The sequence below is a fragment of the Citrobacter sp. LST-B2 genome (assembly GCF_057983045.1).
The window spans coordinates 1,371,783-1,393,046 of the sequence record NZ_CP192598.1; the positions used below are offsets into that span (position 1 = coordinate 1,371,783).

At 53.6% G+C, this 21,264-nt stretch carries 22 protein-coding genes and 1 tRNA gene; 7 read left to right on the top strand and 16 right to left on the bottom strand.

Annotation, left to right across the window (positions count from 1 at the left end; translation table 11 throughout):
• Positions 1 to 125: 125 nt before the first annotated feature.
• Positions 126 to 797, top strand: coding sequence for an iron efflux ABC transporter ATP-binding subunit FetA (gene fetA / locus ACQ0PY_RS06470; protein ID WP_044258908.1), 672 nt, complete (start codon positions 126 to 128; stop codon positions 795 to 797).
• Positions 790 to 1,569, top strand: coding sequence for an iron efflux ABC transporter permease subunit FetB (gene fetB / locus ACQ0PY_RS06475; protein WP_043001527.1), 780 nt, complete (start codon positions 790 to 792; stop codon positions 1,567 to 1,569). Before fetA ends, fetB begins: the two co-directional genes overlap by 8 nt.
• A 50-nt stretch (positions 1,570 to 1,619) precedes the next feature.
• On the opposite strand, the gene ACQ0PY_RS06480 is transcribed toward fetB, so the two are convergent.
• Genes ACQ0PY_RS06480 through tesA form a run of 3 tightly spaced genes read right to left on the bottom strand, consistent with a single transcriptional unit; the run spans position 1,620 to position 3,959 of the window.
• Positions 1,620 to 2,474 (bottom strand): co-chaperone YbbN, encoded by an 855-nt coding sequence (locus ACQ0PY_RS06480; protein ID WP_043001526.1) that lies wholly within the window; start codon positions 2,472 to 2,474, stop codon positions 1,620 to 1,622.
• Positions 2,475 to 2,533: 59 nt separating this feature from the next.
• Positions 2,534 to 3,304 carry an NADP(+)-dependent aldehyde reductase gene (gene ybbO / locus ACQ0PY_RS06485; protein ID WP_043001525.1) on the bottom strand — a complete coding sequence of 257 codons (771 nt, stop codon included), beginning with the start codon at positions 3,302 to 3,304 and terminating at the stop codon, positions 2,534 to 2,536.
• A 28-nt stretch (positions 3,305 to 3,332) separates the two neighbouring features.
• A complete protein-coding gene (gene tesA, locus ACQ0PY_RS06490; RefSeq protein WP_125339513.1) occupies positions 3,333 to 3,959 on the bottom strand; it encodes a multifunctional acyl-CoA thioesterase I/protease I/lysophospholipase L1 in 627 nt (208 codons plus the stop codon).
• Here tesA and ybbA point away from each other — a divergent pair.
• The 3 genes from ybbA to ACQ0PY_RS06505 all read left to right on the top strand — a co-directional run bounded on the left by ybbA (position 3,927) and on the right by ACQ0PY_RS06505 (position 8,335).
• Entirely contained in the window at positions 3,927 to 4,613 is a 687-nt protein-coding gene (gene ybbA / locus ACQ0PY_RS06495; RefSeq protein ID WP_044259018.1) for a putative ABC transporter ATP-binding protein YbbA, read from the top strand. The two genes, tesA and ybbA, sit on opposite strands and share 33 nt — an antisense overlap.
• Complete coding sequence (ybbP, locus tag ACQ0PY_RS06500) at positions 4,610 to 7,024, top strand: putative ABC transporter permease subunit YbbP (RefSeq protein WP_044265283.1); 2,415 nt, start codon at positions 4,610 to 4,612, stop codon at positions 7,022 to 7,024. Before ybbA ends, ybbP begins: the two co-directional genes overlap by 4 nt.
• Positions 7,025 to 7,201: 177 nt before the next feature.
• A complete protein-coding gene (locus tag ACQ0PY_RS06505) occupies positions 7,202 to 8,335 on the top strand; it encodes a porin (RefSeq protein ID WP_109739965.1) in 1,134 nt (377 codons plus the stop codon).
• 66 nt (positions 8,336 to 8,401) lie between these two features.
• Here the strand turns inward: ACQ0PY_RS06505 and mnmH are convergent, their stop codons facing one another.
• The 7 genes from mnmH to ppiB form a co-directional block, all read right to left on the bottom strand.
• Positions 8,402 to 9,472: a tRNA 2-selenouridine(34) synthase MnmH gene (gene mnmH / locus ACQ0PY_RS06510; protein WP_109739966.1), complete on the bottom strand. Its 1,071-nt coding sequence runs from the start codon at positions 9,470 to 9,472 to the stop codon at positions 8,402 to 8,404.
• Positions 9,473 to 9,568: 96 nt separating this feature from the next.
• Entirely contained in the window at positions 9,569 to 10,636 is a 1,068-nt protein-coding gene (gene purK, locus ACQ0PY_RS06515) for a 5-(carboxyamino)imidazole ribonucleotide synthase (RefSeq protein ID WP_044256713.1), read from the bottom strand.
• Positions 10,633 to 11,142 (bottom strand): 5-(carboxyamino)imidazole ribonucleotide mutase, encoded by a 510-nt coding sequence (gene purE / locus ACQ0PY_RS06520; protein ID WP_109739967.1) that lies wholly within the window; start codon positions 11,140 to 11,142, stop codon positions 10,633 to 10,635. The genes purK and purE overlap by 4 nt, the downstream gene beginning before the upstream one ends.
• 114 nt (positions 11,143 to 11,256) lie before the next feature.
• On the bottom strand, positions 11,257 to 12,198 hold the full coding sequence (locus ACQ0PY_RS06525; RefSeq protein WP_044256710.1) for a DUF1848 domain-containing protein: 942 nt from the start codon (positions 12,196 to 12,198) through the stop codon (positions 11,257 to 11,259).
• Entirely contained in the window at positions 12,195 to 13,031 is an 837-nt protein-coding gene (locus ACQ0PY_RS06530; protein WP_150547064.1) for a hypothetical protein, read from the bottom strand. The genes ACQ0PY_RS06525 and ACQ0PY_RS06530 overlap by 4 nt, the downstream gene beginning before the upstream one ends.
• Positions 13,032 to 13,121: 90 nt before the next feature.
• On the bottom strand, positions 13,122 to 13,844 hold the full coding sequence (gene lpxH, locus ACQ0PY_RS06535; RefSeq protein ID WP_043001519.1) for a UDP-2,3-diacylglucosamine diphosphatase: 723 nt from the start codon (positions 13,842 to 13,844) through the stop codon (positions 13,122 to 13,124).
• Positions 13,845 to 13,846: 2 nt separating this feature from the next.
• Positions 13,847 to 14,341: a peptidylprolyl isomerase B gene (gene ppiB / locus ACQ0PY_RS06540; protein ID WP_042324369.1), complete on the bottom strand. Its 495-nt coding sequence runs from the start codon at positions 14,339 to 14,341 to the stop codon at positions 13,847 to 13,849.
• A 174-nt stretch (positions 14,342 to 14,515) separates the two neighbouring features.
• Here ppiB and cysS point away from each other — a divergent pair, with 174 nt between their 5' ends.
• On the top strand, positions 14,516 to 15,901 hold the full coding sequence (gene cysS, locus ACQ0PY_RS06545) for a cysteine--tRNA ligase (protein WP_043001518.1): 1,386 nt from the start codon (positions 14,516 to 14,518) through the stop codon (positions 15,899 to 15,901).
• 91 nt (positions 15,902 to 15,992) lie between these two features.
• Here cysS and ACQ0PY_RS06550 read toward each other — a convergent pair whose 3' ends face one another.
• The 5 genes from ACQ0PY_RS06550 to folD all read right to left on the bottom strand — a co-directional run bounded on the left by ACQ0PY_RS06550 (position 15,993) and on the right by folD (position 20,521).
• Entirely contained in the window at positions 15,993 to 16,517 is a 525-nt protein-coding gene (locus tag ACQ0PY_RS06550) for a metal-dependent hydrolase (RefSeq protein WP_109739969.1), read from the bottom strand.
• Positions 16,518 to 16,589: 72 nt separating this feature from the next.
• A complete protein-coding gene (malI, locus tag ACQ0PY_RS06555) occupies positions 16,590 to 17,606 on the bottom strand; it encodes a Mal regulon transcriptional regulator MalI (protein ID WP_043001516.1) in 1,017 nt (338 codons plus the stop codon).
• Positions 17,607 to 17,690: 84 nt separating this feature from the next.
• Positions 17,691 to 19,190, bottom strand: coding sequence for a PTS transporter subunit EIIC (locus ACQ0PY_RS06560; protein ID WP_043001515.1), 1,500 nt, complete (start codon positions 19,188 to 19,190; stop codon positions 17,691 to 17,693).
• Between the two features lie 250 nt (positions 19,191 to 19,440).
• Positions 19,441 to 19,653: a ribosome-associated protein YbcJ gene (ybcJ, locus tag ACQ0PY_RS06565; protein WP_043001514.1), complete on the bottom strand. Its 213-nt coding sequence runs from the start codon at positions 19,651 to 19,653 to the stop codon at positions 19,441 to 19,443.
• Between the two features lies 1 nt (position 19,654).
• Positions 19,655 to 20,521 (bottom strand): bifunctional methylenetetrahydrofolate dehydrogenase/methenyltetrahydrofolate cyclohydrolase FolD, encoded by an 867-nt coding sequence (folD, locus tag ACQ0PY_RS06570; protein WP_043001513.1) that lies wholly within the window; start codon positions 20,519 to 20,521, stop codon positions 19,655 to 19,657.
• Positions 20,522 to 20,763: 242 nt separating this feature from the next.
• Here folD and ACQ0PY_RS06575 point away from each other — a divergent pair.
• Positions 20,764 to 20,840: transfer RNA gene (locus ACQ0PY_RS06575), tRNA-Arg, on the top strand.
• A 158-nt stretch (positions 20,841 to 20,998) separates the two neighbouring features.
• Here ACQ0PY_RS06575 and hha read toward each other — a convergent pair.
• Positions 20,999 to 21,208, bottom strand: coding sequence for a hemolysin expression modulator Hha (gene hha, locus ACQ0PY_RS06580; RefSeq protein WP_043001997.1), 210 nt, complete (start codon positions 21,206 to 21,208; stop codon positions 20,999 to 21,001).
• Positions 21,209 to 21,264: the final 56 nt, after the last annotated feature.

A 21,264-nucleotide genomic window follows, 5' to 3' on the forward strand; every position in this document is an offset into this window, starting at 1 on the left:
TGTCCATGATGTCGAGATTGGCGATGTTACTCTTGAAATTATACCTGATTCATTAAAGAGAGTTCCCCTCCTGTTAATTAGAGGGATACACTATTTTGCGATAAAACGCGAAAACAGGATAGATAATGCGTGAAAATAGCAGGTTGTTGCAGGTAAACAATGTGGGTTACCAGGTCGGGACCATCAAAATTCTGAATAACATCAGTTTTGACTTACGTCCAGGTGAATTTAAATTAATCACCGGCCCTTCCGGCTGCGGAAAAAGTACCTTACTGAAGATTATTGCGTCGTTGCTCAGTCCGAATAGCGGTGAGATCCGCTTTGGTGGAGAGGATATCGCTACTCTCAACCCGGAACATTATCGTCAACAGGTTTCGTATTGCGCCCAGACGCCCGCGCTGTTTGGCGATACGGTCTACGATAATCTGATCTTCCCCTGGCAAATCCGTAACCAGCGTCCAGATCCTGGGGCTTTTCTGGCGGACCTGGCCCGCTTTCAACTGCCGGAGTCGATTCTGGCGAAAAATATCAATGCGCTCTCCGGCGGAGAGAAACAGCGCATTTCCCTGATCCGCAATTTACAGTTTTTGCCGCAGGTTTTACTGCTTGATGAAATCACCAGCGCACTGGATGAAAGCAATAAGCGCAATGTGAATGAGATTATTCATCACTATGCTCGCGATAAGCAGATAGGGGTGTTGTGGGTGACTCACGATAAAGACGAAATTAATCATGCGGATGAAATAATCACTCTGATGCCGCATGCCGGAGAAATGCAGGAAGCGCGTAATGAATGAACATAATATTACTAACGAGTCACTGGCATTAGCGATGATGCTGGTGGTGGTGGCGATGCTGATAAGCCATAAAGAGAAACTGGCGCTGGAGAAAGATATTCTCTGGAGCGTCGCTCGCGCCGTGGTTCAACTTATTATCGTCGGCTATGTCCTGAAATATATCTTCGCGGTCAATCATGCTGTCCTGACGTTAGTGATGGTGTTATTCATCTGTTTTAACGCCGCGTATAACGCGCAGAAGCGCAGTAAATATATTGATAAAGCGTTTGTTTCCTCGTTTATTGCCATCACGACGGGGGCAGGGTTAACGCTGGCGGTGCTGGTGCTGTCGGGGTCGATTGAATTTATCCCGATGCAGGTGATCCCCATTTCTGGGATGATCGCTGGTAATGCGATGGTGGCCGTCGGATTGTGCTACAACAATCTCGGTCAGCGTTTCAGCAGCGAACAACAGCAGATTCAGGAAAAACTCAGTCTTGGCGCCACGCCGAAAATGGCGTCTGCGGGCTTGATCCGCGACAGTATTCGCGCCTCGCTGATCCCAACGATCGACTCCGCGAAAACGGTCGGACTGGTGAGTTTGCCGGGGATGATGTCAGGGCTGATCTTTGCCGGTATCGATCCGGTCAAAGCGATTAAATATCAGATTATGGTGACCTTTATGTTGCTCTCAACGGCGAGCCTGTCGACCATCATTGCTTGCTATTTAACCTATCGGAAGTTTTACAACTCGCGCCACCAACTGGTGGTGACGCGTTTGAAGAAATCGTAACCAGCGACTGGCGTAGGCCCGATAAGCGTAGCGCCATCGGGCAACGTAAATCAGTACAACAGCGCGTAGAGCTGACGACGATATTTCGACGCCAGCGCGTCGCCGGTACCCAGCGCGGCAAGAATTTCCTGGAACGTTTTACGTGCCTGACCGTCTGCGGCGGCAAGATCTTTTTTCAGATGACTGAACAGCAGTTCCAGTGCTTCTTCGTTGCGTCCCACCTGATGCAGTTGCAGCGCCAGCTGTGCGGCCAGTCCGGCGTCCTGCGGATTTTCCGCCACCTGTTGTTGCAGTAGCTGAATCTCTGGCGTATCCGCCGCCTGTTTCAACAGTTCAATTTGCGCGACCAGCCCCTGATAACGGGTGTCCTGATCCTGAAGCGGAATGGTTTTCAGCACGGCTTCTGCATCTTCAGAGCGGTTGAGGGCAATCTGCGTTTCCGCCAGTAGCAGGCCGATTTCACTGCTCTGGTTAGATAGCTGCCAGGCGTCTTTCAACAGCGGCAGTGCTTCAATGTAGTTGTCTTCCTGCATCAGCTGCATGGCCTGTTGCGCTTTTAGCTCTTCTTCACGCGGCAGCACTTTGTCGAGCAGGGCGCGAATCACCTCTTCAGGCTGCGGTCCCTGGAAGCCGTCAACCGGCTGACCGTTCTGGAACAAATAGACGGTTGGAATAGCGCGCAGACCGAACTGAGAGGCAATCATCTGCTCGGCATCGCAGTCGAGCTTCGCCAGAATGAACTGACCGTTGTACTGTGCGGCAAGGCTTTCCAGCACCGGCGTCAGTTGCAGGCAGTGCTGGCTGCGTTCAGACCAGAAGTAGAACAGGACCGGCGTGGTCATCGACAGTTCTAAGGTCTGCTGCAGGTTCGCTTCGTTAATGTTGACAATATTCTGTGTGGACATGGAGTCGCTCTCTTGTGTCGATTTCTTTTTTACATGGGGGCTGACGCGTGCGCTTCAACTCATCCGTGCAAAATTTTGTCCATCAGGCGTCCCGGCAGCAGACGTTTGAGCAGCATGACGGCCCAGGTTACCAGCGTGACGGGATAGCGGAGTTTGGGTTTATCGCTGATAAAAGCATGGCGCACTTTGGCGACGACGGCTTCAGGATCGAGCGTAAAACGTGCGGCAATACCGGGGTTTTCCACCGGTTTGTCGTTCTGGGTCTGGTTAACGTTTTCCGTAAAGCGCGTGCGAATAGGGCCGGGTTCAATCAGGCTGACCTTAATTCCGCTGTGACGTAGCTCCATGCGTAACGCATCTGACCAGGCTTCCAGCGCGTATTTACTGGCCGCGTAGGCGCCGCGTCCGGGTGTGGAGATAAGCCCCATCACCGAGGAGGTCATCACGATCCGACCTTCGCCGTGCGGCAGCATGGCCGGTAACAGACGCATCGTGAGCTGATGAGCGCCAAAGAAATTGGCGGAGAATTGCTGCTCCATCTGCGCGCGGCTGATGGTGGGCAGCGGACCGTAGACGCCGTACCCGGCATTGTTAAAGATCCCGTATAAGCAGTTATCGGTCAGGGCGATCACCTCGTCAGCGGCGCGATCCACGCTCTCAGGCGAGTCGAGGTCGATCAATACGCCGGTGAATCCCATATTATTCATGCGCGTGACATCGTCGGGTTTGCGGCAGCCGGCGAGAACCTGAAAACCCTGACGCTTCAGCTCAAGCGCGCTTTCCAGGCCGATACCGCTGGAACATCCTGTTATTAAGACCGATTTTTGCATAACTTTACCTGTCAGGATCTCCGTTGAATTAAGACTCGTGTTTTACTAAAGGACTCAGCTGCTTCGCCATCCAGTCAGCGATAAACGGCTGGGCATCGCGGTTAGGGTGAATACCATCATCCTGCATCCACTGCGGTTTTAGATAGACCTCTTCCATAAAAAAGGGTAACAGAGGAATATCAAATTCTTTGGCGAGCTTTGGATAGAGCGCGCTAAAGGTTTCATTATACCGACGGCCATAGTTTGCGGGCAGGCGAATTTGCATCAGCAACGGCTCGGCGTTCGCCGCCTTCACGTCCTGCACGATGGTACGCAGCGTTTGTTCGGTCTGTTGCGGCGCAAAGCCGCGTAGCCCGTCGTTGCCGCCCAGCTCAACCAGCACCCAGCGCGGTTGATGCTGTTTGAGTAGCGCAGGCAGGCGCGCCAGCGCTTGCTGGGAGGTGTCGCCGCTGATGCTGGCGTTCACCACGGTGGTTTTGCTCTGCCATTTGTCGTTGAGCAGTGCAGGCCAGGCGGCACTGGCGGACATTCGGTACCCGGCGCTCAGGCTGTCGCCGAGGATTAACAACGTGTCAGCCGCAGCGGCCCGACAGGTAAACAGGATCAGGAACAGGAAAGGCAAATGCCAGCGGAAAACATTGTTGAAGTTCATCATCTTAAGAAGTCCGTCGGTCAGGGGGAGCACGAGCTTTCCATCCTTACCGGAGTTGACCTGGTTGTCAAACGCGCCGAGACCATTGCGCTGATTGGCGAGTCGGGTTCGGGGAAATCTACGCTGCTGGCGATCCTCGCCGGACTGGACGATGGCACCGACGGCGCCGTCAATCTGGTGGGGAAACCGTTGCATCAGATGGATGAAGAGGCCCGGGCTCAACTGCGTGCACAGCATGTCGGTTTTGTCTTTCAGTCATTTATGTTGATTCCCACGCTGAATGCACTGGAAAACGTCGAACTTCCCGCACTACTGCGCGGCGAAAACAGCGGACAAAGTAAAGCGGGAGCGAAAGCCCTGCTGGAACAACTGGGTCTGGGCAAGCGTCTGGACCATCTTCCGGCGCAGCTTTCCGGTGGTGAGCAGCAGCGCGTGGCGTTGGCGCGCGCTTTTAATGGTCGCCCGGACGTCCTGTTTGCCGATGAACCAACGGGGAACCTCGACCGGCAGACCGGTGAAAAAATTGCCGATCTGCTCTTTTCGCTTAACCGCGAACACGGCACCACGCTGATTCTGGTGACTCACGATCCGCAACTGGCGGCGCGCTGCAACCGACGACTGCGCCTGGTGAATGGACAGTTGCAGGAGGAGGCATGATCGCACGCTGGTTCTGGCGCGAATGGCGCTCGCCGTCGCTGTTGATTGTCTGGCTGGCGCTGAGTCTGGCGGTGGCCTGCGTGTTGGCGCTGGGCAACATCAGCGACCGGATGGAAAAAGGGTTAAGTCAGCAAAGCCGCGAGTTCATGGCGGGGGACCGGGCACTGCGCAGCTCACGCGAGGTGCCGCAGGCGTGGATTGACGATGCGCGTCAGCGCGGTCTGAAGGTCGGAGAACAACTGACCTTTGCCACCATGACCTTTGCTGGCGATACGCCACAGCTGGCGAACGTCAAAGCGGTCGATGACATCTATCCGATGTACGGCGAGCTGGAAACCAATCCGCCGGGGCTCAAGCCACAGCAGGGAACGGTACTGTTGGCGCCGCGACTGATGGCGTTGCTGAACCTGAAAATCGGCGACACTATTGATGTCGGCGACGCCACGCTGCGCATTGCTGGGGAAGTGGTGCAGGAGCCAGACTCCGGCTTTAACCCCTTCCAGATGGCGCCGCGTCTGTTAATGAATACAGCGGATGTTGCGAAAACCGGTGCCGTGCAGCCCGGCAGTCGCGTCACGTGGCGCTATAAATTTGGTGGCACGCCGCAACAGCTTGACGGCTATGAAAAGTGGCTACTACCGCAGCTGAAGCCGGAACATCGCTGGTACGGACTTGAACAGGACGACGGCGCGCTAGGCAAATCCCTGGAGCGTTCGCAACAATTTCTTCTTCTTTCGGCACTGTTAACACTGCTGCTGGCCGTCGCTGCCGTGGCGGTGGCGATGAATCACTACTGTCGCAGTCGTTATGATCTGGTGGCGATTCTGAAAACGCTCGGTGCGGGCAGGGCACAACTGCGAAAACTGATTGTCGGGCAGTGGCTGATGGTACTGGCGCTTTCCGCCGTGACGGGCGGGGCGATCGGCCTGTTATTCGAAAAGATGCTAATGGTACTGCTTAAACCGGTGCTGCCCGCCGCGCTGCCGCCTGCCAGTTTCTGGCCGTGGATCTGGGCGTTGGGCACCATGACGGTGATCTCGCTGCTGGTCGGTTTGCGTCCCTATCGCTTGTTATTAGCTACCCAGCCGCTGCGCGTCTTGCGTCGTGACGTGGCGGCCAACGTCTGGCCGCTGAAATTCTATTTGCCGATCGTGACCGTGGTGGTGGTGGTGTTACTGGCCGGGTTAATGGGCGGCAGTCCGTTGCTGTGGGCGGTGCTGGCGGGGGCGGTCGTGCTGGCGCTGCTGTGCGGCGTGTTGGGCTGGATGCTGCTGAACGTTCTGCGTGGGATGACGCTGTCGTCGTTGCCGCTGCGCCTCGCGGTCAGTCGCCTGCTACGTCAGCCGTGGTCGACGCTGAGCCAGCTGTCAGCGTTTTCGCTGTCGTTTATGCTACTGGCGCTGCTGCTGGTTTTACGCGGTGATCTGCTGGATCGCTGGCAGCAGCAGCTTCCGCCGGAAAGTCCCAATTATTTTCTGATCAACATTGCCCCGGAGCAGGTGCCGCAGGTGAAGGCATTTCTCTCCGAGCATCAGGTGATCCCGGAAGCGTTCTACCCGATCGTGCGGGCGCGGTTGACGGCGATAAACAACACGCCGACAGAAGGGGGACAAGATGAGTCTCTGAATCGTGAGCTGAATCTGACCTGGCAGGATACCCGTCCGGATCACAACCCCATCACCGCCGGTAACTGGCCGCCAGAAAAAGGCGAGGTATCGATGGAAGAGGGGCTGGCAAAACGGTTGAACGTTTCACTCGGCGACAGCGTCACTTTTATGGGTGACACTCAGGCGTTCAGTGCGAAGGTGACCAGTTTGCGCCGGGTCGACTGGGAAAGCCTGCGCCCTAACTTTTTCTTTATCTTTCCGTCCGGCGCGCTGGATGGTCAGCCGCAAAGCTGGCTGACCAGCTTCCGCTGGGAAAACGGCAACGGCATGCTGACGCAACTTAATCGTGAGTTCCCGACGATTAGCCTGTTAGACATCGGCGCGATCCTTAAGCAGGTAGGGCAGGTGCTGGAGCAGGTTAGCCGGGCGCTGGAGGTCATGGTTGTGCTGGTAACCGCCTGCGGCATGCTGTTGCTACTGGCGCAGGTGCAGGTCGGCATGCGCCAGCGCCATCAGGAACTGGTAGTCTGGCGTACGTTAGGCGCGGGCAAAAAACTCCTGCGCACTACGCTGTGGTGTGAATTTGCCATGCTGGGGCTGGTCTCCGGGCTGGTGGCGTCCATCGGCGCGGAAACCGCGTTGGCGGTGCTGCAAACGCAGGTGTTTGACTTCCCGTGGGAACCTGACTGGCGCTTGTGGATTGTCCTGCCTCTTTGCGGCGCGCTTTTACTTTCTCTTTGCGGGGGCTGGCTCGGTGTCCGTCTGCTGAAAGGGAAAGCGTTGTTCCGTCAGTTTACTGTTTAATCCCGTGATAATGGCGCGCCGGTTTTTATGCTGGCGCGTACTTTCTTAGTAGCATAAATTGATAACCCCTCGCTATTTAACGGCACAAATCATTAAAAACCCGCCAACACGTCAGTGTTAATACCAGTTAATATTCAAGCGCTGAATAATTAGCAGGAAATCTATCAAGGAAAAATAATGACTATAAAAACAACAGCGCTGGCGGCATCGATCGGCGCAGCAGTGGCATTGACGTCTTTCGCCTCTCAGGCGGAAATCACCGTTCTGAAACAAGATCCGCAGGCGGGTAATCCGCTGAGCCGTCTCAACTTTACCGTTGGCGGGAGTATTCGTCCTCAGTTCCAGAACATGACGGGCGATGACGGCGCAAATGGCTATAAACGTAATGGCTTCGACGGCGGTACCCGTTTCCGCTTCGCGGCAGATTACTATCTGTTTGATGACATCAGTTGGATCAGCTTCTACGAGCTGGGCGTTAACATTCCGGCGCAGTTCAACTGGGACAATCACTATGCTGACGGCGCGCATGACACCACGCGTCGTATGCTGTACACCGGTCTGAAGAGCGATACCTGGGGTACGCTGACCTTCGGTCAACAGAACAGCATCTACTACGATGTGGTCGGTGCGAAAACCGATATCTGGGACTACGACATGATTGGTCAGGCACCGGGTAACGGGATTAACGGCGACTATGATGGTTCTTACCGTTCCCGCAAAATGCTGAAATATAAGAAAACGGTTGGTGATGTTGATCTCTACGCATCTTATCTGTTCAGCGACGACTACAACCCGAATAATGGCCTGAACTACAAGCGTAAAGGCGGTGGTTCACTGGGTGCGGATTATCACATTACTGACGATCTGAGCTGGGGTACGGCGTGGAACTACACCCGTGCGGAAATGCGCGGTAACGGCAGCAAAACGTACGATCAGAACATCGTGGGTACTGCCCTGAGCTGGACCCCGGATAACTGGGCCTTCTCACTGGGCGGCGGCTGGTACCAGAACTTTATGACCACCAAAAAAGTGTCTGTTAACGACTACTTTGCCGGTGATGCGTGGGGTCTGGAATACTTTGCGGGCTATACATTCCCAATCAACCAGTATGCGTTGAAATCCGTTCAGCCGTACTTCATGGGTGACCGTATTGAATACGTGAATGGTCGCAACTACCTGCGTACCGACAACGGCGTGGGTATCAGTTTCCAGCTGGATTATGGTTTCCGTGTTGATTACGAACACGTCTTTACCTCCAGCACCGATAACCTGGGTGATATGAACCTGGTGCGTCTGCGTTACGACTTCTGAGTCTGATGCTGTGCCCGGTGACGCTAACGCTTACCGGGCCTACAAATCATCACCCTCCGGCGTTTTTCAACCGCGCAACCACGCCTCAACCTCTTCAAATGTTCCACGAAAGACAATCTGTCCGGCTTTCTTTTCCAGTTGATAGCGATACATCGGATCGTAATATTCTTCCAGCAGCGGCACTAACCAACTGAAATGCACTTCGGTGCTGCCGGTCTGACGCTGTGCCTCCAGCGCCACGTCCAGCCTGGCGGTTAACTCATTAAACCGCTGCAAACCCAGACGCCGTTGAATTGCAGAAAGCCCATGATGCAGATAATTGCTGTATTCCTGCCATCCCGGCTCTTCGCCATACGCATGGGTGAAATCATGATGCATCCGCACGAAATACTCTTCCCGCAGGCGCTCAAGACGGCGCCCGAACGGATCGTCAATCACGGCGATAGCGGCCTGCGTCATGCGTTCGCGCAGGCATTCCGGCAGATGGTTAGCGCCGATCATACGGCCTTCATCTTCCAGCACCCAGCGCGTGGCCTGCTTTTTGAGCAGCGTCACCGCCAGCAGATTTTCAAAACTGGCCTGACTGAGCTGGGGTTCCAGCGTGCGCCCAAAAGAGGAGCCGCGATGGTGGGCTAATCCCTCAAGATCTACCCCGTTTTCCTGCTTTTGCACCAGTTGCGTTTTGCCATTGCCGGTACAGCCGCCAATCAGCACGATCGGTTTTTGGACCTGTTCTTCCGTGGCGGCAATCGCGGCCTGGCGTAGCGCTTTGTAGCCACCGTTGATCAACGGGTAATCCACGCCGGATTCACGTAGCCACTGCTGGACAATGTGCGAACGCTGACCGCCCCGGGCGCAGCAGAGATAGCCCTGCGGGTGTTGCTGGCAGGCTTTGCGCCAGGCAGCCAGACGCTGCTGGCGAATCTCGCCGCAGACCAGTTGATGACCGAGCTCAAGTGCAGCTTCTGGCCCCTGGCGTTTATAGCAGGTACCCACGGCGGCACGCTCGTCATCATTCATTAAGGGTAAATTTATCGCGCCCGGTATGGCACCCTGCTGAAATTCAACCGGCGCGCGGACATCGATTAAGGGCGTATCGGCGATAAGGATCGCGCGATAGTCCGTTCCATCGTTCATGAGAAATCCTGAAGAAGACAAACAGCAATGGACGGGATTTTACGCGCGGAACGAGAGGGCGGGGAAGTATAAGTTAAACTTCCCCGCATTTTAGGCTTACTTGAGCTGAGTTTGCGCCCAGAGGATACCGCTGGCGTATTCCGGCGGCAGCAGCGGCGCGAGGGCTTCCAGCGTGGCGCTCAGGCGCGCGGTATCGCTGTCGGTCAGATTCAGATGACCCACTTTACGCCCCGGACGCACCTCTTTGTCGTACCAGTGCAGATGCACTAACGGCAGTTTCAGCCAGTCGTAGTTCAGATCGCTGCCAATCAGATTCACCATTACCGACGGACTGTCCACCACCGGTGACGGCAGCGGTAGGCCGGTAATCGCCCGCAGATGCAGCTCAAACTGGCTGATGCTGGCGCCGTTTTGCGTCCAGTGACCGCTGTTGTGCACGCGCGGGGCCAGTTCGTTGATCAGCAGACCTTCCGGCGTAACAAAGCACTCCATCGCCATCACGCCAACGTAACCCAGTTCCTGCATGATGGCCGAAAGCATGGCTTCGGCCTGCGCTTGTTGCTTCGCGTCGGCTCGAGGGAAGGCGACGCTGGTGCGCAGAATACCGTCCTGATGCAGGTTACGCGTCAGCGGGTAGAACACCGTGCTGCCGTCATGCGCGCGTGCGCCAACGAGCGACACTTCACCCGAGAAATTAATGCCTTGCTCAACGATGCATTCGCCGTAGTTGTCGTCAGGCAGTTGATCGGTTTCACTGGCGCGTAAACGCCACTGACCACGACCGTCATAACCACCGACACGACGTTTCACGATCGCCAGTTCGCCTAAACGGTGAAAGACAGCAGGCCATTCGCTTTTGTCGGTCAGCAACTGCCATGGCGCGGTCGCCAGGCCGAGCTTATCGAAAAGCTGTTTTTGCGTCAGGCGATCAGCAATAATTGGGAATACATCACGGTTAACGAAAGCCGGATGACGCGCCAGTTCACGTGTTAACGCGGTTTCCGGCCAGCGCTCGATTTCTGCGGTAATCACGCTTTGCTGAAAAGGCACGGCAGCCGGTTCCGCATCCAGCCCCACCGGCCAGACGGCGATACCCAGCGGTTCACCGGCCTGACGGAGCATCCGGCCTAACTGCCCGTTGCCCAGTACGCAAACCTGTTTCATGCCGCACCTCGCGGATCCGGATTCTCCAGCACCTCATCCGTTTGCGCCTTGCGCCAGTCGTTCAGGCGCTGATGCAATGCCTTATCATGCGTCGCCAGAATCTGCGCCGCCAGCAGCGCCGCGTTAGCCGCGCCCGCTTTACCAATTGCCAGTGTACCGACCGGAATACCGCGCGGCATCTGCACGATCGAGTACAGGCTATCGACGCCGCTCAGCGCCGCGCTTTGTACCGGAACGCCCAATACCGGCACCAGCGTTTTCGCCGCAATCATACCTGGAAGATGGGCAGCGCCACCTGCGCCAGCAATAATTACCTGATAGCCGCTCTCTTCGGCGCTTTCGGCAAAGCTAAACAGTTTATCGGGGGTGCGGTGGGCAGAAACCACTTCTACGTGATGTGGGACATCCAGGATTTCAAAGATTTCGGCGGCGAACTGCATGGTAGCCCAGTCGCTTTTGGACCCCATCACGATGGCGACACGCGCCGGATTATTGCGGGAAGACATGCGTCTGAAAACTCCTGTGGTGCGGGACACGCTGCTTTTGAGGCCACAGAGAATAGCACGATACAACGCCAAGGAAAACGGTTGCGTAGCTGGATTTTAAGGCTTCCTGCGATGTCAAAAGAGATTTCGCTGGAAACGTACCGGTTCTAACAGAAGCGGATCAACCCCCTCTGTGCCCCCTGACAAAAAGGGACTCTGTGGATCATGCTTTTTGAAATTGCTGTTGGCTTGATGTTGATTGTAAGTCGCGTAGCAATATTGACATCCATGCAGGCAGGTGTTGTAGGCACCGATGTCTATACTTTTGACACATCCACAGGCCTCACGTTGACCTGTATCTTTGCTGTTGGGTATTAATAAGCCAAACAAGTCATTAATAAGCGCCTCATCAATACACTTACCGTGTTGAATACCCTGCCCGGTAAGATTGACTTCTTCTGCACAGGAGTAAATATCCAGCCCATGTTGCCGGGCAATATCCGCCAATTTTTGCGACAGCGCTAAGCAGAGTGGCTGGTTCTGTGTGATATCGCTGTAAATGAGCGAATCAATCGCCTTCAGGTTTTTTTCTGTTTTTTGATAGAAATCAGCGAAGCTAATCACGACGCGCCGGGTATAGCCTTCTAATTCGGTGGCGATTTTACTGAACAGGCGAATATGTTCGTCAAACGGAAGGAGATTTGAAAACAAAATAGGGTCATAGCGCCAGATGACTTTTTCAGCGCCAACTTTTGCTGACAGTCGTTTGAATACGTCGAGTGCTTTATGCGGATTTAAGGTTTTAGACTCAATCAAGCGCGGGTACCCGGTGAGGGTAAACTGGAAATAAAAACGGTGACCGATGTCAGTGAGCTCATCGATATAGGGAAGCAGTTTCGTCGGGTTGCGTGTCCAGAATACGATCGCATCAACATCTTCAGGCCGCAATGACACCCGAGAGATCTGGTGATAGTTAAAGGGATTGCGGGTCAGCAAAAAACCCTCGCGAATGCGGTTCATTAACCACTCGCTGTAGAAAGCGGGTATATCGGTGCGACGGCTGGCACTAATGATCATCGCGAGTATTCCAGTATTTGGTAGTCAAGATATCTGTTAGTTAATATAGGGTTATCAGTTATTTTACACTTACAGCTATCGTCTTTTTCAAGGCACAGCATCAGGCATTCCTGTGGATATTCAAAATGAATGTCTAGCGCTTTCAGGCCCTGGCCTGCGTTCCCCATATATTGAGTAACATTATGCTTGTCAATTGTTGAAAAACCATTATTTATTAATGCCTCATGAATAATTTTGAAAATACCTACATGTGTACTTGACTGCTCAAAAGAAGTATTTATATAAGAGTTGAGAAAGTAGAGTTTGTTTTTCTTGGTTTTTACAATATCATGGGCAAGTTGTTGAATATCTGATGACTGTTCAATGTCTTTAAGTGATTTGGGAAAAATAAATACATCAAATTTGCCCAGAGTCTTCGAGCTGATTTGGTTAACAGCACGTGATGTCAGATATAAGTTGTCTTTTCCTTGTGGAAGCAGTTGTCTTGTTTTCCAGTGACATACATCGTAACCATAATAGTTAAAGTTGATGCCCGTAAGATTATGAAGGAGGGCAAAGTAATCGGGGTATAAACCACACCCCATAGAGGCAATGTTTATGTCGGTTACGTTATTGTTATTTAGCCTTTTTAGAAGCAAATTGGCTAAAATACAATATTCAAAATAGTAGGCGGGAAGGTATTTTAACGCATATATTTTTTGGTAGACTTCGTCATCATAGTTATCATTCAAAGGTAAAAATTCGGAATGGTCACATAAAAAACCATTCCTCATTAAGCTCCGATGAAAACTAAGCACAGTTGTACGAATAAAATCTTGATCGATATTCATCATTGCCCTTACTTTTTAAATTTGTTTTAGCATAACCAACCAAACTTAGAGAGTAATGATCTGAATCATGATTTTATAATGAGAATGTTTTTCTCAAAACGGGAAAGCGATCAGTTCCACATCGTCCGGCGTGACTTTAACCATCGATCCTTCCGTATGCCAGGCACCTAACACGACGCGAAAGGCGGGTTCGCCATTAGCCGTGAGCGGGTGGACATCAGGACGGTGAGTATGGCCGTGAATCAGCCACTGGACATGATGTTTTTCCATCTCTGCGATCACCGCATGTGGGTTGACGTCCATGATTTCCAGCGATTTGCTGCGGTTAGCAGCTTTGCTGTCGGCTCGCATTCGGGCGGCCACGCGTTTGCGAATACACAGCGGCAGGGCGAGGAACAGCGTTTGCAGCCAGCGTTGATGGACTTTTGCGCGAAATGCCTGATAACCCGCGTCATCGGTGCACAGCGTATCGCCGTGCAGGATAAGCACCCGGCGACCGTACAGATTGAGCACTTTTTCCTGGGGGAGCAACGTCATGCCGCTTTCGCAGGCGAAGCGTTTGCCAATCAGGAAGTCACGATTACCGTGAATAAAGAAACAGGGGACGCCGGAATCAACAACCGCTTTAATAGCGGCAGCGATTTCACGATGTAACGGGTTGGGATCGTCATCGCCAATCCACGCTTCGAACAGGTCGCCCAGGATATACAATGCGTCGGCCTGACGGGCTTCACCCGCTAAAAAACGCAGAAAACCGGCGGTGATCGCCGGTTCTTCCGTGCAGAGATGAAGATCTGCAATAAACAGTGTCGTCACGATTACTCGCTGACGGTCACGTTTTCGATAATGACGTCTTCTTTCGGTACGTCCTGGTGCATGCCGCTGCGACCGGTAGAAACACCCTTGATTTTGTCAACCACGTCCATCCCTTCAACCACTTCCGCAAAGACGCAGTAGCCCCAGCCCTGCATGCTTTCGGCGGAGAAGTTCAGGAAGTCGTTGTCGGCAACGTTGATGAAGAACTGCGCTGTTGCAGAGTGCGGAGCCTGAGTACGCGCCATTGCCAGCGTACCACGGGTGTTTTTCAGACCGTTGTTGGCTTCGTTTTTGATAGCGTCTTTGGTGGCTTTCTGTTTCATGCCAGGCTCAAAACCGCCGCCCTGAATCATAAAACCATTGATCACACGGTGGAAAATGGTGTTGTTGTAAAAACCTTCGCGGCAGTAGTCCAGGAAGTTTTTAACTGTTTCAGGCGCTTTATCATCAAACGTTTTGATTACGATATCGCCGTGATTAGTGTGGAAAGTAACCATTTTTGCATCCTGTTCCGATATAGTAGTGCTTTAACCCAACTAAGGGTCAGAGTTAGGGAGGTGTTATAGCATAACCGCACGCTGCGATCACCTCGCAAAGTGTGCTGCTTCCCGTCCGAATTATGGGTATTATACAGACTTTGTTATCCACACACGTCTTACACGGAATCTTCGATGTTAAAAATCTTTAATACACTGACGCGCCAAAAAGAGGAATTCAAACCCATTCATGCCGGGGAAGTCGGCATGTACGTGTGTGGTATTACCGTTTACGATCTCTGTCATATTGGTCATGGCCGTACGTTTGTGGCGTTTGACGTGGTGGCGCGCTATCTGCGCTTTCTGGGCTACAAGCTGAAGTACGTGCGTAACATCACCGATATCGACGATAAAATCATTAAACGCGCAAATGAAAATGGCGAAAGCTTTGTCGCGCTGGTGGATCGTATGATCGCCGAAATGCACAACGACTTTGATGCGCTAAATATTCTGCGTCCGGACCTGGAGCCGCGCGCGACTCACCATATCGCTGAAATCATTGAAATCACTGAACAGCTGATTGCTAAAGGTCACGCCTATGTGGCGGATAACGGCGATGTGATGTTCGATGTCCCGACCGACCCAAACTACGGCCAGTTGTCGCGCCAGGATCTGGACCAACTGCAGGCCGGCGCGCGCGTGGATGTGGTCGATGTGAAACGTAACCCGATGGACTTCGTGCTGTGGAAAATGTCCAAAGAGGGCGAGCCGAGCTGGCCGTCACCGTGGGGCGCAGGCCGTCCTGGCTGGCATATTGAATGTTCCGCGATGAACTGCAAACAGCTGGGTAATCACTTTGATATCCACGGCGGCGGTTCTGATCTGATGTTCCCGCACCACGAAAACGAAATTGCCCAGTCCACCTGTGCGCATGACGGTGAGTACGTGAATTACTGGATGCACTCCGGGATGGTGATGGTTGACCGCGAAAAGATGTCCAAATCGCTGGGTAACTTCTTTACCGTACGCGACGTGCTGAAGTATTACGACGCGGAAACCGTGCGCTACTTCCTGATGTCCGGCCACTATCGCAGCCAGTTGAACTACAGTGAAGAGAACCTGAAGCAGGCGCGTTCTGCGCTGGAGCGCTTGTACACCGCGCTGCGCGGGACGGATACGTCGGTCGCGCCAGCCGGTGGCGAGGCGTTTGAAGCGCGCTTTGTTGAGGCGATGAATGACGATTTCAACACCCCGGAAGCCTACTCCGTACTGTTCGACATGGCGCGCGAAGTGAATCGTCTGAAAGGCGAAGACATGGCCGCCGCGAACGCGATGGCCTCACATCTGCGTAAGATTTCTGGCGTGCTGGGACTGCTGGAGCAGGATCCGGAAGCGTTTCTGCAAAGCGGTGCGCAGGCGGATGACGGTGAAGTCGCGGAAATTGAAGCGCTGATTCAACAGCGCCTGGATGCCCGTAAAGCCAAAGACTGGGCGGCGGCGGATGCGGCGCGTGACCGTCTGAACGAAATGGGCATCGTGCTGGAAGATGGCCCGCAGGGGACGACCTGGCGTCGTAAGTAACGTTCTTGCCGGATGGCGGCTAACGCCTTATCCGGTCGACAACATACCTGAGCCGTGCCGGATAAAACGTTTTGCGTCGTTATCCGGCAATTCAATGCTTCCGGTACCACCGCAGCATCCCCATCAGCAGTACACCCGGCAACCACACCCACAGTAACTCGGACATAATCACCTGATGCCCATACGGCGTGGTGTAGCGCGACAGGGCAAACGGCGCGACTTTTATCACCTGCCATGGTGCGAAAAAGCGCTCGTCCGACCACGGCCACAGCCAGCCAACTCCTTTGCCGCCGGTAGTGATTGCGTCCAGCAGACTGTGCGACAGCAGCGAAACCGTCAAAAACAACCAGCAGCGCATTAACCCGGCTTTAAACCATCGCCGCCCCATCCACACGCAGAGCAGCGGAACCACCAACGCAAACAGTAGAGAATGGGTAAACCCTCGGTGTTCGAACACGTTCCCGTAGGACACGCCGAGTTTGAATGAAAGGACGTCGGCATCCGGTAGCATTGCCAGCGCGATCCCGGCAAACAGTAAACGTGGAGGAATGACTTTCAGTCCCAGACCCAGCCCAAGGCAAATCGGGACGGCGGCGTGCGTGATAACGGTAGGCATTGTCATTATCCCTGGCAAATCATAGCAATATAGCAGTGGCAAGCGGGGAGAGGAGGCGGGTGAATTCCGAATTTACGCCGATTCGCGCACAACCAGTTGACCGGAAAGGGTAATGCGCTGGATTTGTAGCGCCGGCTCTTTCAGCTTGCGCATCATAAGGACTGCCGCCTGGCGTCCGGTCTCTTCACTGGCGGATGAAACATAGGTCAATGACGGCGAGGTCAGATTCACGTGGAGCATGTCTTCGAACCCAATCAGGGCAACCTGTTGCGTGAGGAAAACATCTTTCCCGACCGTGCGTCCAACCTGATGAATGCCGGAGAACGAGCCAATCATCGCGGCGGGAGAATGGCAAAGCAGGGCGGTGAAGGTGTTGTTTTTTTCCAGTAACTGGCGTGTGGCGAGCCCCGCCGCCTGAGTGTCGTCACTACAGGCTGGTGCGGACTCTTCGCGATACACCAGGCCGTTCTGCGTCATCGCGCTGCGAAAACCCAGCAGTCGTTGCTCACGAATGTGGCAGCCTTCCTGACCGCCGATATAGGCGATATTACGGTGCCCGCGCTCGATGAGGTAGCGGGTCGCCAGATTCGCGGCCTGGCGATTATCGCGCATCACCAGATCGCATTTGTCTTCCAGTAGCGACTGAGACACCACCACCAGCGGTAGCGGGCAGTGGCGGATTTTCTCTGGCAATGTTGAGGCGCGATTATCAGAGGCGAGGTAAATCACCCCGGCGACGCCCTGCTGCTTAAACGACAGCAGACAGCGCTCCAGGTGATCGCCATCGTTAAGCGGTTGGCCGAGAAAAACCATAAAACCGTTTTTTTCCAGTTCCTGAACAATGCTTGCCATTACCTTGATGGAAAAGCTGTCGCTAAAATCGCGCAGGATCAGGCCGATCAAATTAGAGGTGTTAGCGCGAAGATTCGCCGCGGCGATGTTATGGACATAGCCAAGCGTATTGATGGCGGCATGAACCTTCTCAATGGTTGCCTCTGAGATTTTCCCTTTCTGGCGTAGCACCAGCGAAACGGTTGAGACCGAAACGCCTGCCAGCTTTGCCACATCAATAATGCTGACTTTCTTCAAAATCGCTCCCTGAAAATTACCGGTTATCAGCCTGATACAACAACGTCTCCCAGCGTACAGGAGACGTGTCACTCAGACATCTTATTATTTGCCGATCATCGTGGACATGGTCTGGGCGATAAACTGTGCTCTGGCACCGAAAATCACCTGGATACCGTTGTCGCCGACAAAGACCACGCCGCGCGCGCCGAGGCCGTTGAGACCGTCTTTATCGACCACGTCGCTTTTCGCCACTTCCAGACGCAGACGGGTGATGCAGGAGCCGACGGAGTCGATATTTTGCGCACCGCCCAGCAGGCCGATGATTTCAGTGGCAATTTCCGTATCCGTCTTGTCGTTGGCATTGGCGGTCACTTCGGTTCGACCTGGCGTTTTGATATCGAAACGGCGAATGACAAAGCGGAAGGTAAAGTAGTAAATCAGCGCCATCGGCACACCGATGATAATGGCGTTCAGGAAGTTGGTCTGATAACCATTGAAGGACGGCAGAATGCCAAACGACAGGTAGTCGATGAAACCGGCGGAGAACGATTTGGCAATATGCGCATGCAGCAGGTACATGGTCATATAGGCCAGACCCGCCATCACGGCGTTGAAGACGTACAGAATCGGTGCCACGAAGATAAAGGTGAACTCAACCGGCTCGGTGATCCCTGTCAGGAAGCAGGTGAGCGCCGCCGAGAACAGAATACCGGCGGCAATTTTCTTATTCTTCGTGTGTGCTTCGTGATACATCGCCAGACATGCCGCAGGCAGCGCGAACAGCATCAGCGGGAACTCGCCCTGCATAAACTTACCGGCGTTTTGATAGGTATCGCTACTGAAGGATTTGACCCCTTCCTCCAGCATTTTGAACCAGATGGTCTGATCGCCGTGGATCACCTGGCCGGCCTGAGTGGTGTAATCTCCAAAGGAATACCAGAAAGAGGGATACCAGATGTGATGTAAACCGAGCGGGATCAGCGCGCGTTCAACCAGGCCAAAGATAAAGGTTGAGACCGCCTGATTATCGCCGTTAACCACCACCGAGAGCGCATCGATACCGGACTGAATATGTTGCCAGACGTAGGGCAGCAGCAGACCGAGTACGAAGGAGAGAAACGCGGTGGCGATGGCCACAAAACGTTTACCAGAGAAGAAACCGAGGAATTCCGGCAACTGCATGGTGTGAAAGCGGTTGTAACACCAGGCGGCGAGAATACCGCAGATCAGACCGCCAAAGACGCCCATCTGCAGGGTCGGGATTCCGACCACCATCGCGTATTTGCCGCCCTGGGAGGCCATCTCCGGCGTGATGCTCAGCACCGTACTGATGGTGATATTGGTGACAAACACGGAGACCGCCGCCGACAGCGCGGCAATACCCGATTCTGAAGCGAGACCGACGGCAGAGCCGATAGCAAACAACATCGGCAGGTTATCAAAGATAACGCCGCCTGCGTTCATCATCAGCGGCAGATGGAATTTATCTCCGAAGGCCAGCAGCAGGCCCGCAGCAGGAAGTAGTGAAATTGGCAGCATTAAAGCGCGACCAATCATTGATAATTTAGACAACGATTTAACAAACCCTGATATCAGACTCATGCTGATTCCCCCGAGTAGCGTTTTTATTGACGCTGTTATTGTAAGTAGAACGTTATAGTAGAACGTTCTACTTATCGTGATGAAGGCGTGGATTTTGCGCAACTGAAATTTCACGCTTCATCAAATGAAATCGTGATTCTTTGAAGTTGATCGATAATTAACCGCTATGGTCGTAGGGTGACAGGGGAGGAGAAGGGGAGCCTCAACCCGACATCTCCGAAGGAGAGATCGGGTTGAGGTGTCAGACCGCTCAGGCTGTTACGGTGATGGTCTGTCCGGCAAAACTCACGGTTTGGCCGGCCACGATTTTACAGCGCTTGCGGGTTTCTACCGCGCCGTCAACTTTTACCTGACCTTCGGCAATCGCCATTTTCGCCTGGGCGCCGCTTTCACTCCAGCCTTCCAGTTTCAGCAAATCGCACAGTTCAACGTGAGGATGCTTGCCTAAAGAAAAGGTTGCCATATTAATTGTCCTGAGGATCGTGATATTCAACGCACGCCTGTAGCGTGTTTTCGATAAGTGTGGCGACCGTCATTGGCCCCACTCCGCCCGGTACGGGCGTAATGTACGAGGCACGTGCGGCAGCGTCTTCAAATACCACGTCGCCGACGACTTTGCCATTTTCCAGACGGTTGATGCCGACATCAACCACGATAGCGCCTTCTTTGATCCACTCACCTGGAATAAAGCCCGGTTTCCCGACGGCAACGATCAGCAGATCGGCATGCTCAACGTGATGACGCAGATTTTTGGTGAAGCGGTGGGTCACCGTAGTGGTGCAACCGGCCAGTAGCAGTTCCATACTCATGGGACGACCCACGATGTTAGAGGCACCGATCACGACCGCATTCAGCCCATAGAGGTCGATGTTGTAACGTTCGAGCAGGGTGACAATCCCGCGCGGCGTGCAGGGGCGCAAACGCGGGGCGCGCTGGCACAGGCGACCGACGTTGTAAGGATGGAAACCGTCCACGTCTTTATCCGGATCAATTCGTTCCAGCACTTTGACATTATCGATGCCTGCCGGAAGTGGCAACTGCACCAGAATACCGTCGATAGTGTTGTCGGCGTTGAGCGTATCAATCAGCTCAAGCAGTTCCGCCTCGCTGGTGGTTTCCGGCAGGTCATACGAGCGGGAGACGAATCCCACTTCGTCACAGGCTTTACGCTTGCTTGCCACATAAATCTGCGAAGCCGGGTTGCTGCCTACCAGCACTACCGCCAGGCCAGGGGCTCGACGCCCGGCCTCAATACGCGCCTGAACTTTTTGAGCAACCTCAGAGCGCACCTGCTGCGCAATCGTTTTACCGTCAATAATCTTTGCTGCCATCAGAGAGAGGATTCCATCTGTTACTTCACGTCAAAGGGGATGGCGCTATTTTGTCAGAAGTGAAGGCGGTTGTCAGTTACCGCTTACTATTGGCGTTGTTTTAGAGGGTTATCTGAAGGGGATTTGCCCTGCAAACAGACGGGATGCTCATAACTCAAGCAGTTGAGAGGAAAGCCATTGACCGCTAAGGTTGTGAACGTATAATACCGACCAGTTTTGTATCACCCGCATTGCAGTTCAATGCTCCCTTAGCTCAGCTGGATAGAGCAACGGCCTTCTAAGCCGTCGGTCACAGGTTCGAATCCTGTAGGGGGCGCCATTTCGAAGTCAATACACCTCTACTGAATTCGCTTTTTATCCGTTATATTCCCTGAAATGAGAAAAAATTCCCTGTCGGTGTTAATCCTGATATATCTCTGGATGAGGCTCGCTTGAAGCGAGAGGATGCCCGGAAGATATAAAAAAACCACCTCTTTTTTAACGAACCAGCGACCATACGGCTGCCGGCACTTTGTCATACAGGGTGTTCGTTATTATCTCCGCCAGTCGGTGGTCGGCTGCTGCGTAAAAATTCGCCAGTTCATCTTCTGTCAGTTCATCGTTATTTTTTTCGATGACTTTATCCAGCGTTGCCTGACAGGTACATTTCCTTAACTGGAAAAGCCATTCCTGCTTTGTTTTTGACATCATCTCTCTTCCTGATAAATGCATATTCCTGATTACGGCTCCGGTGATTTCACGAA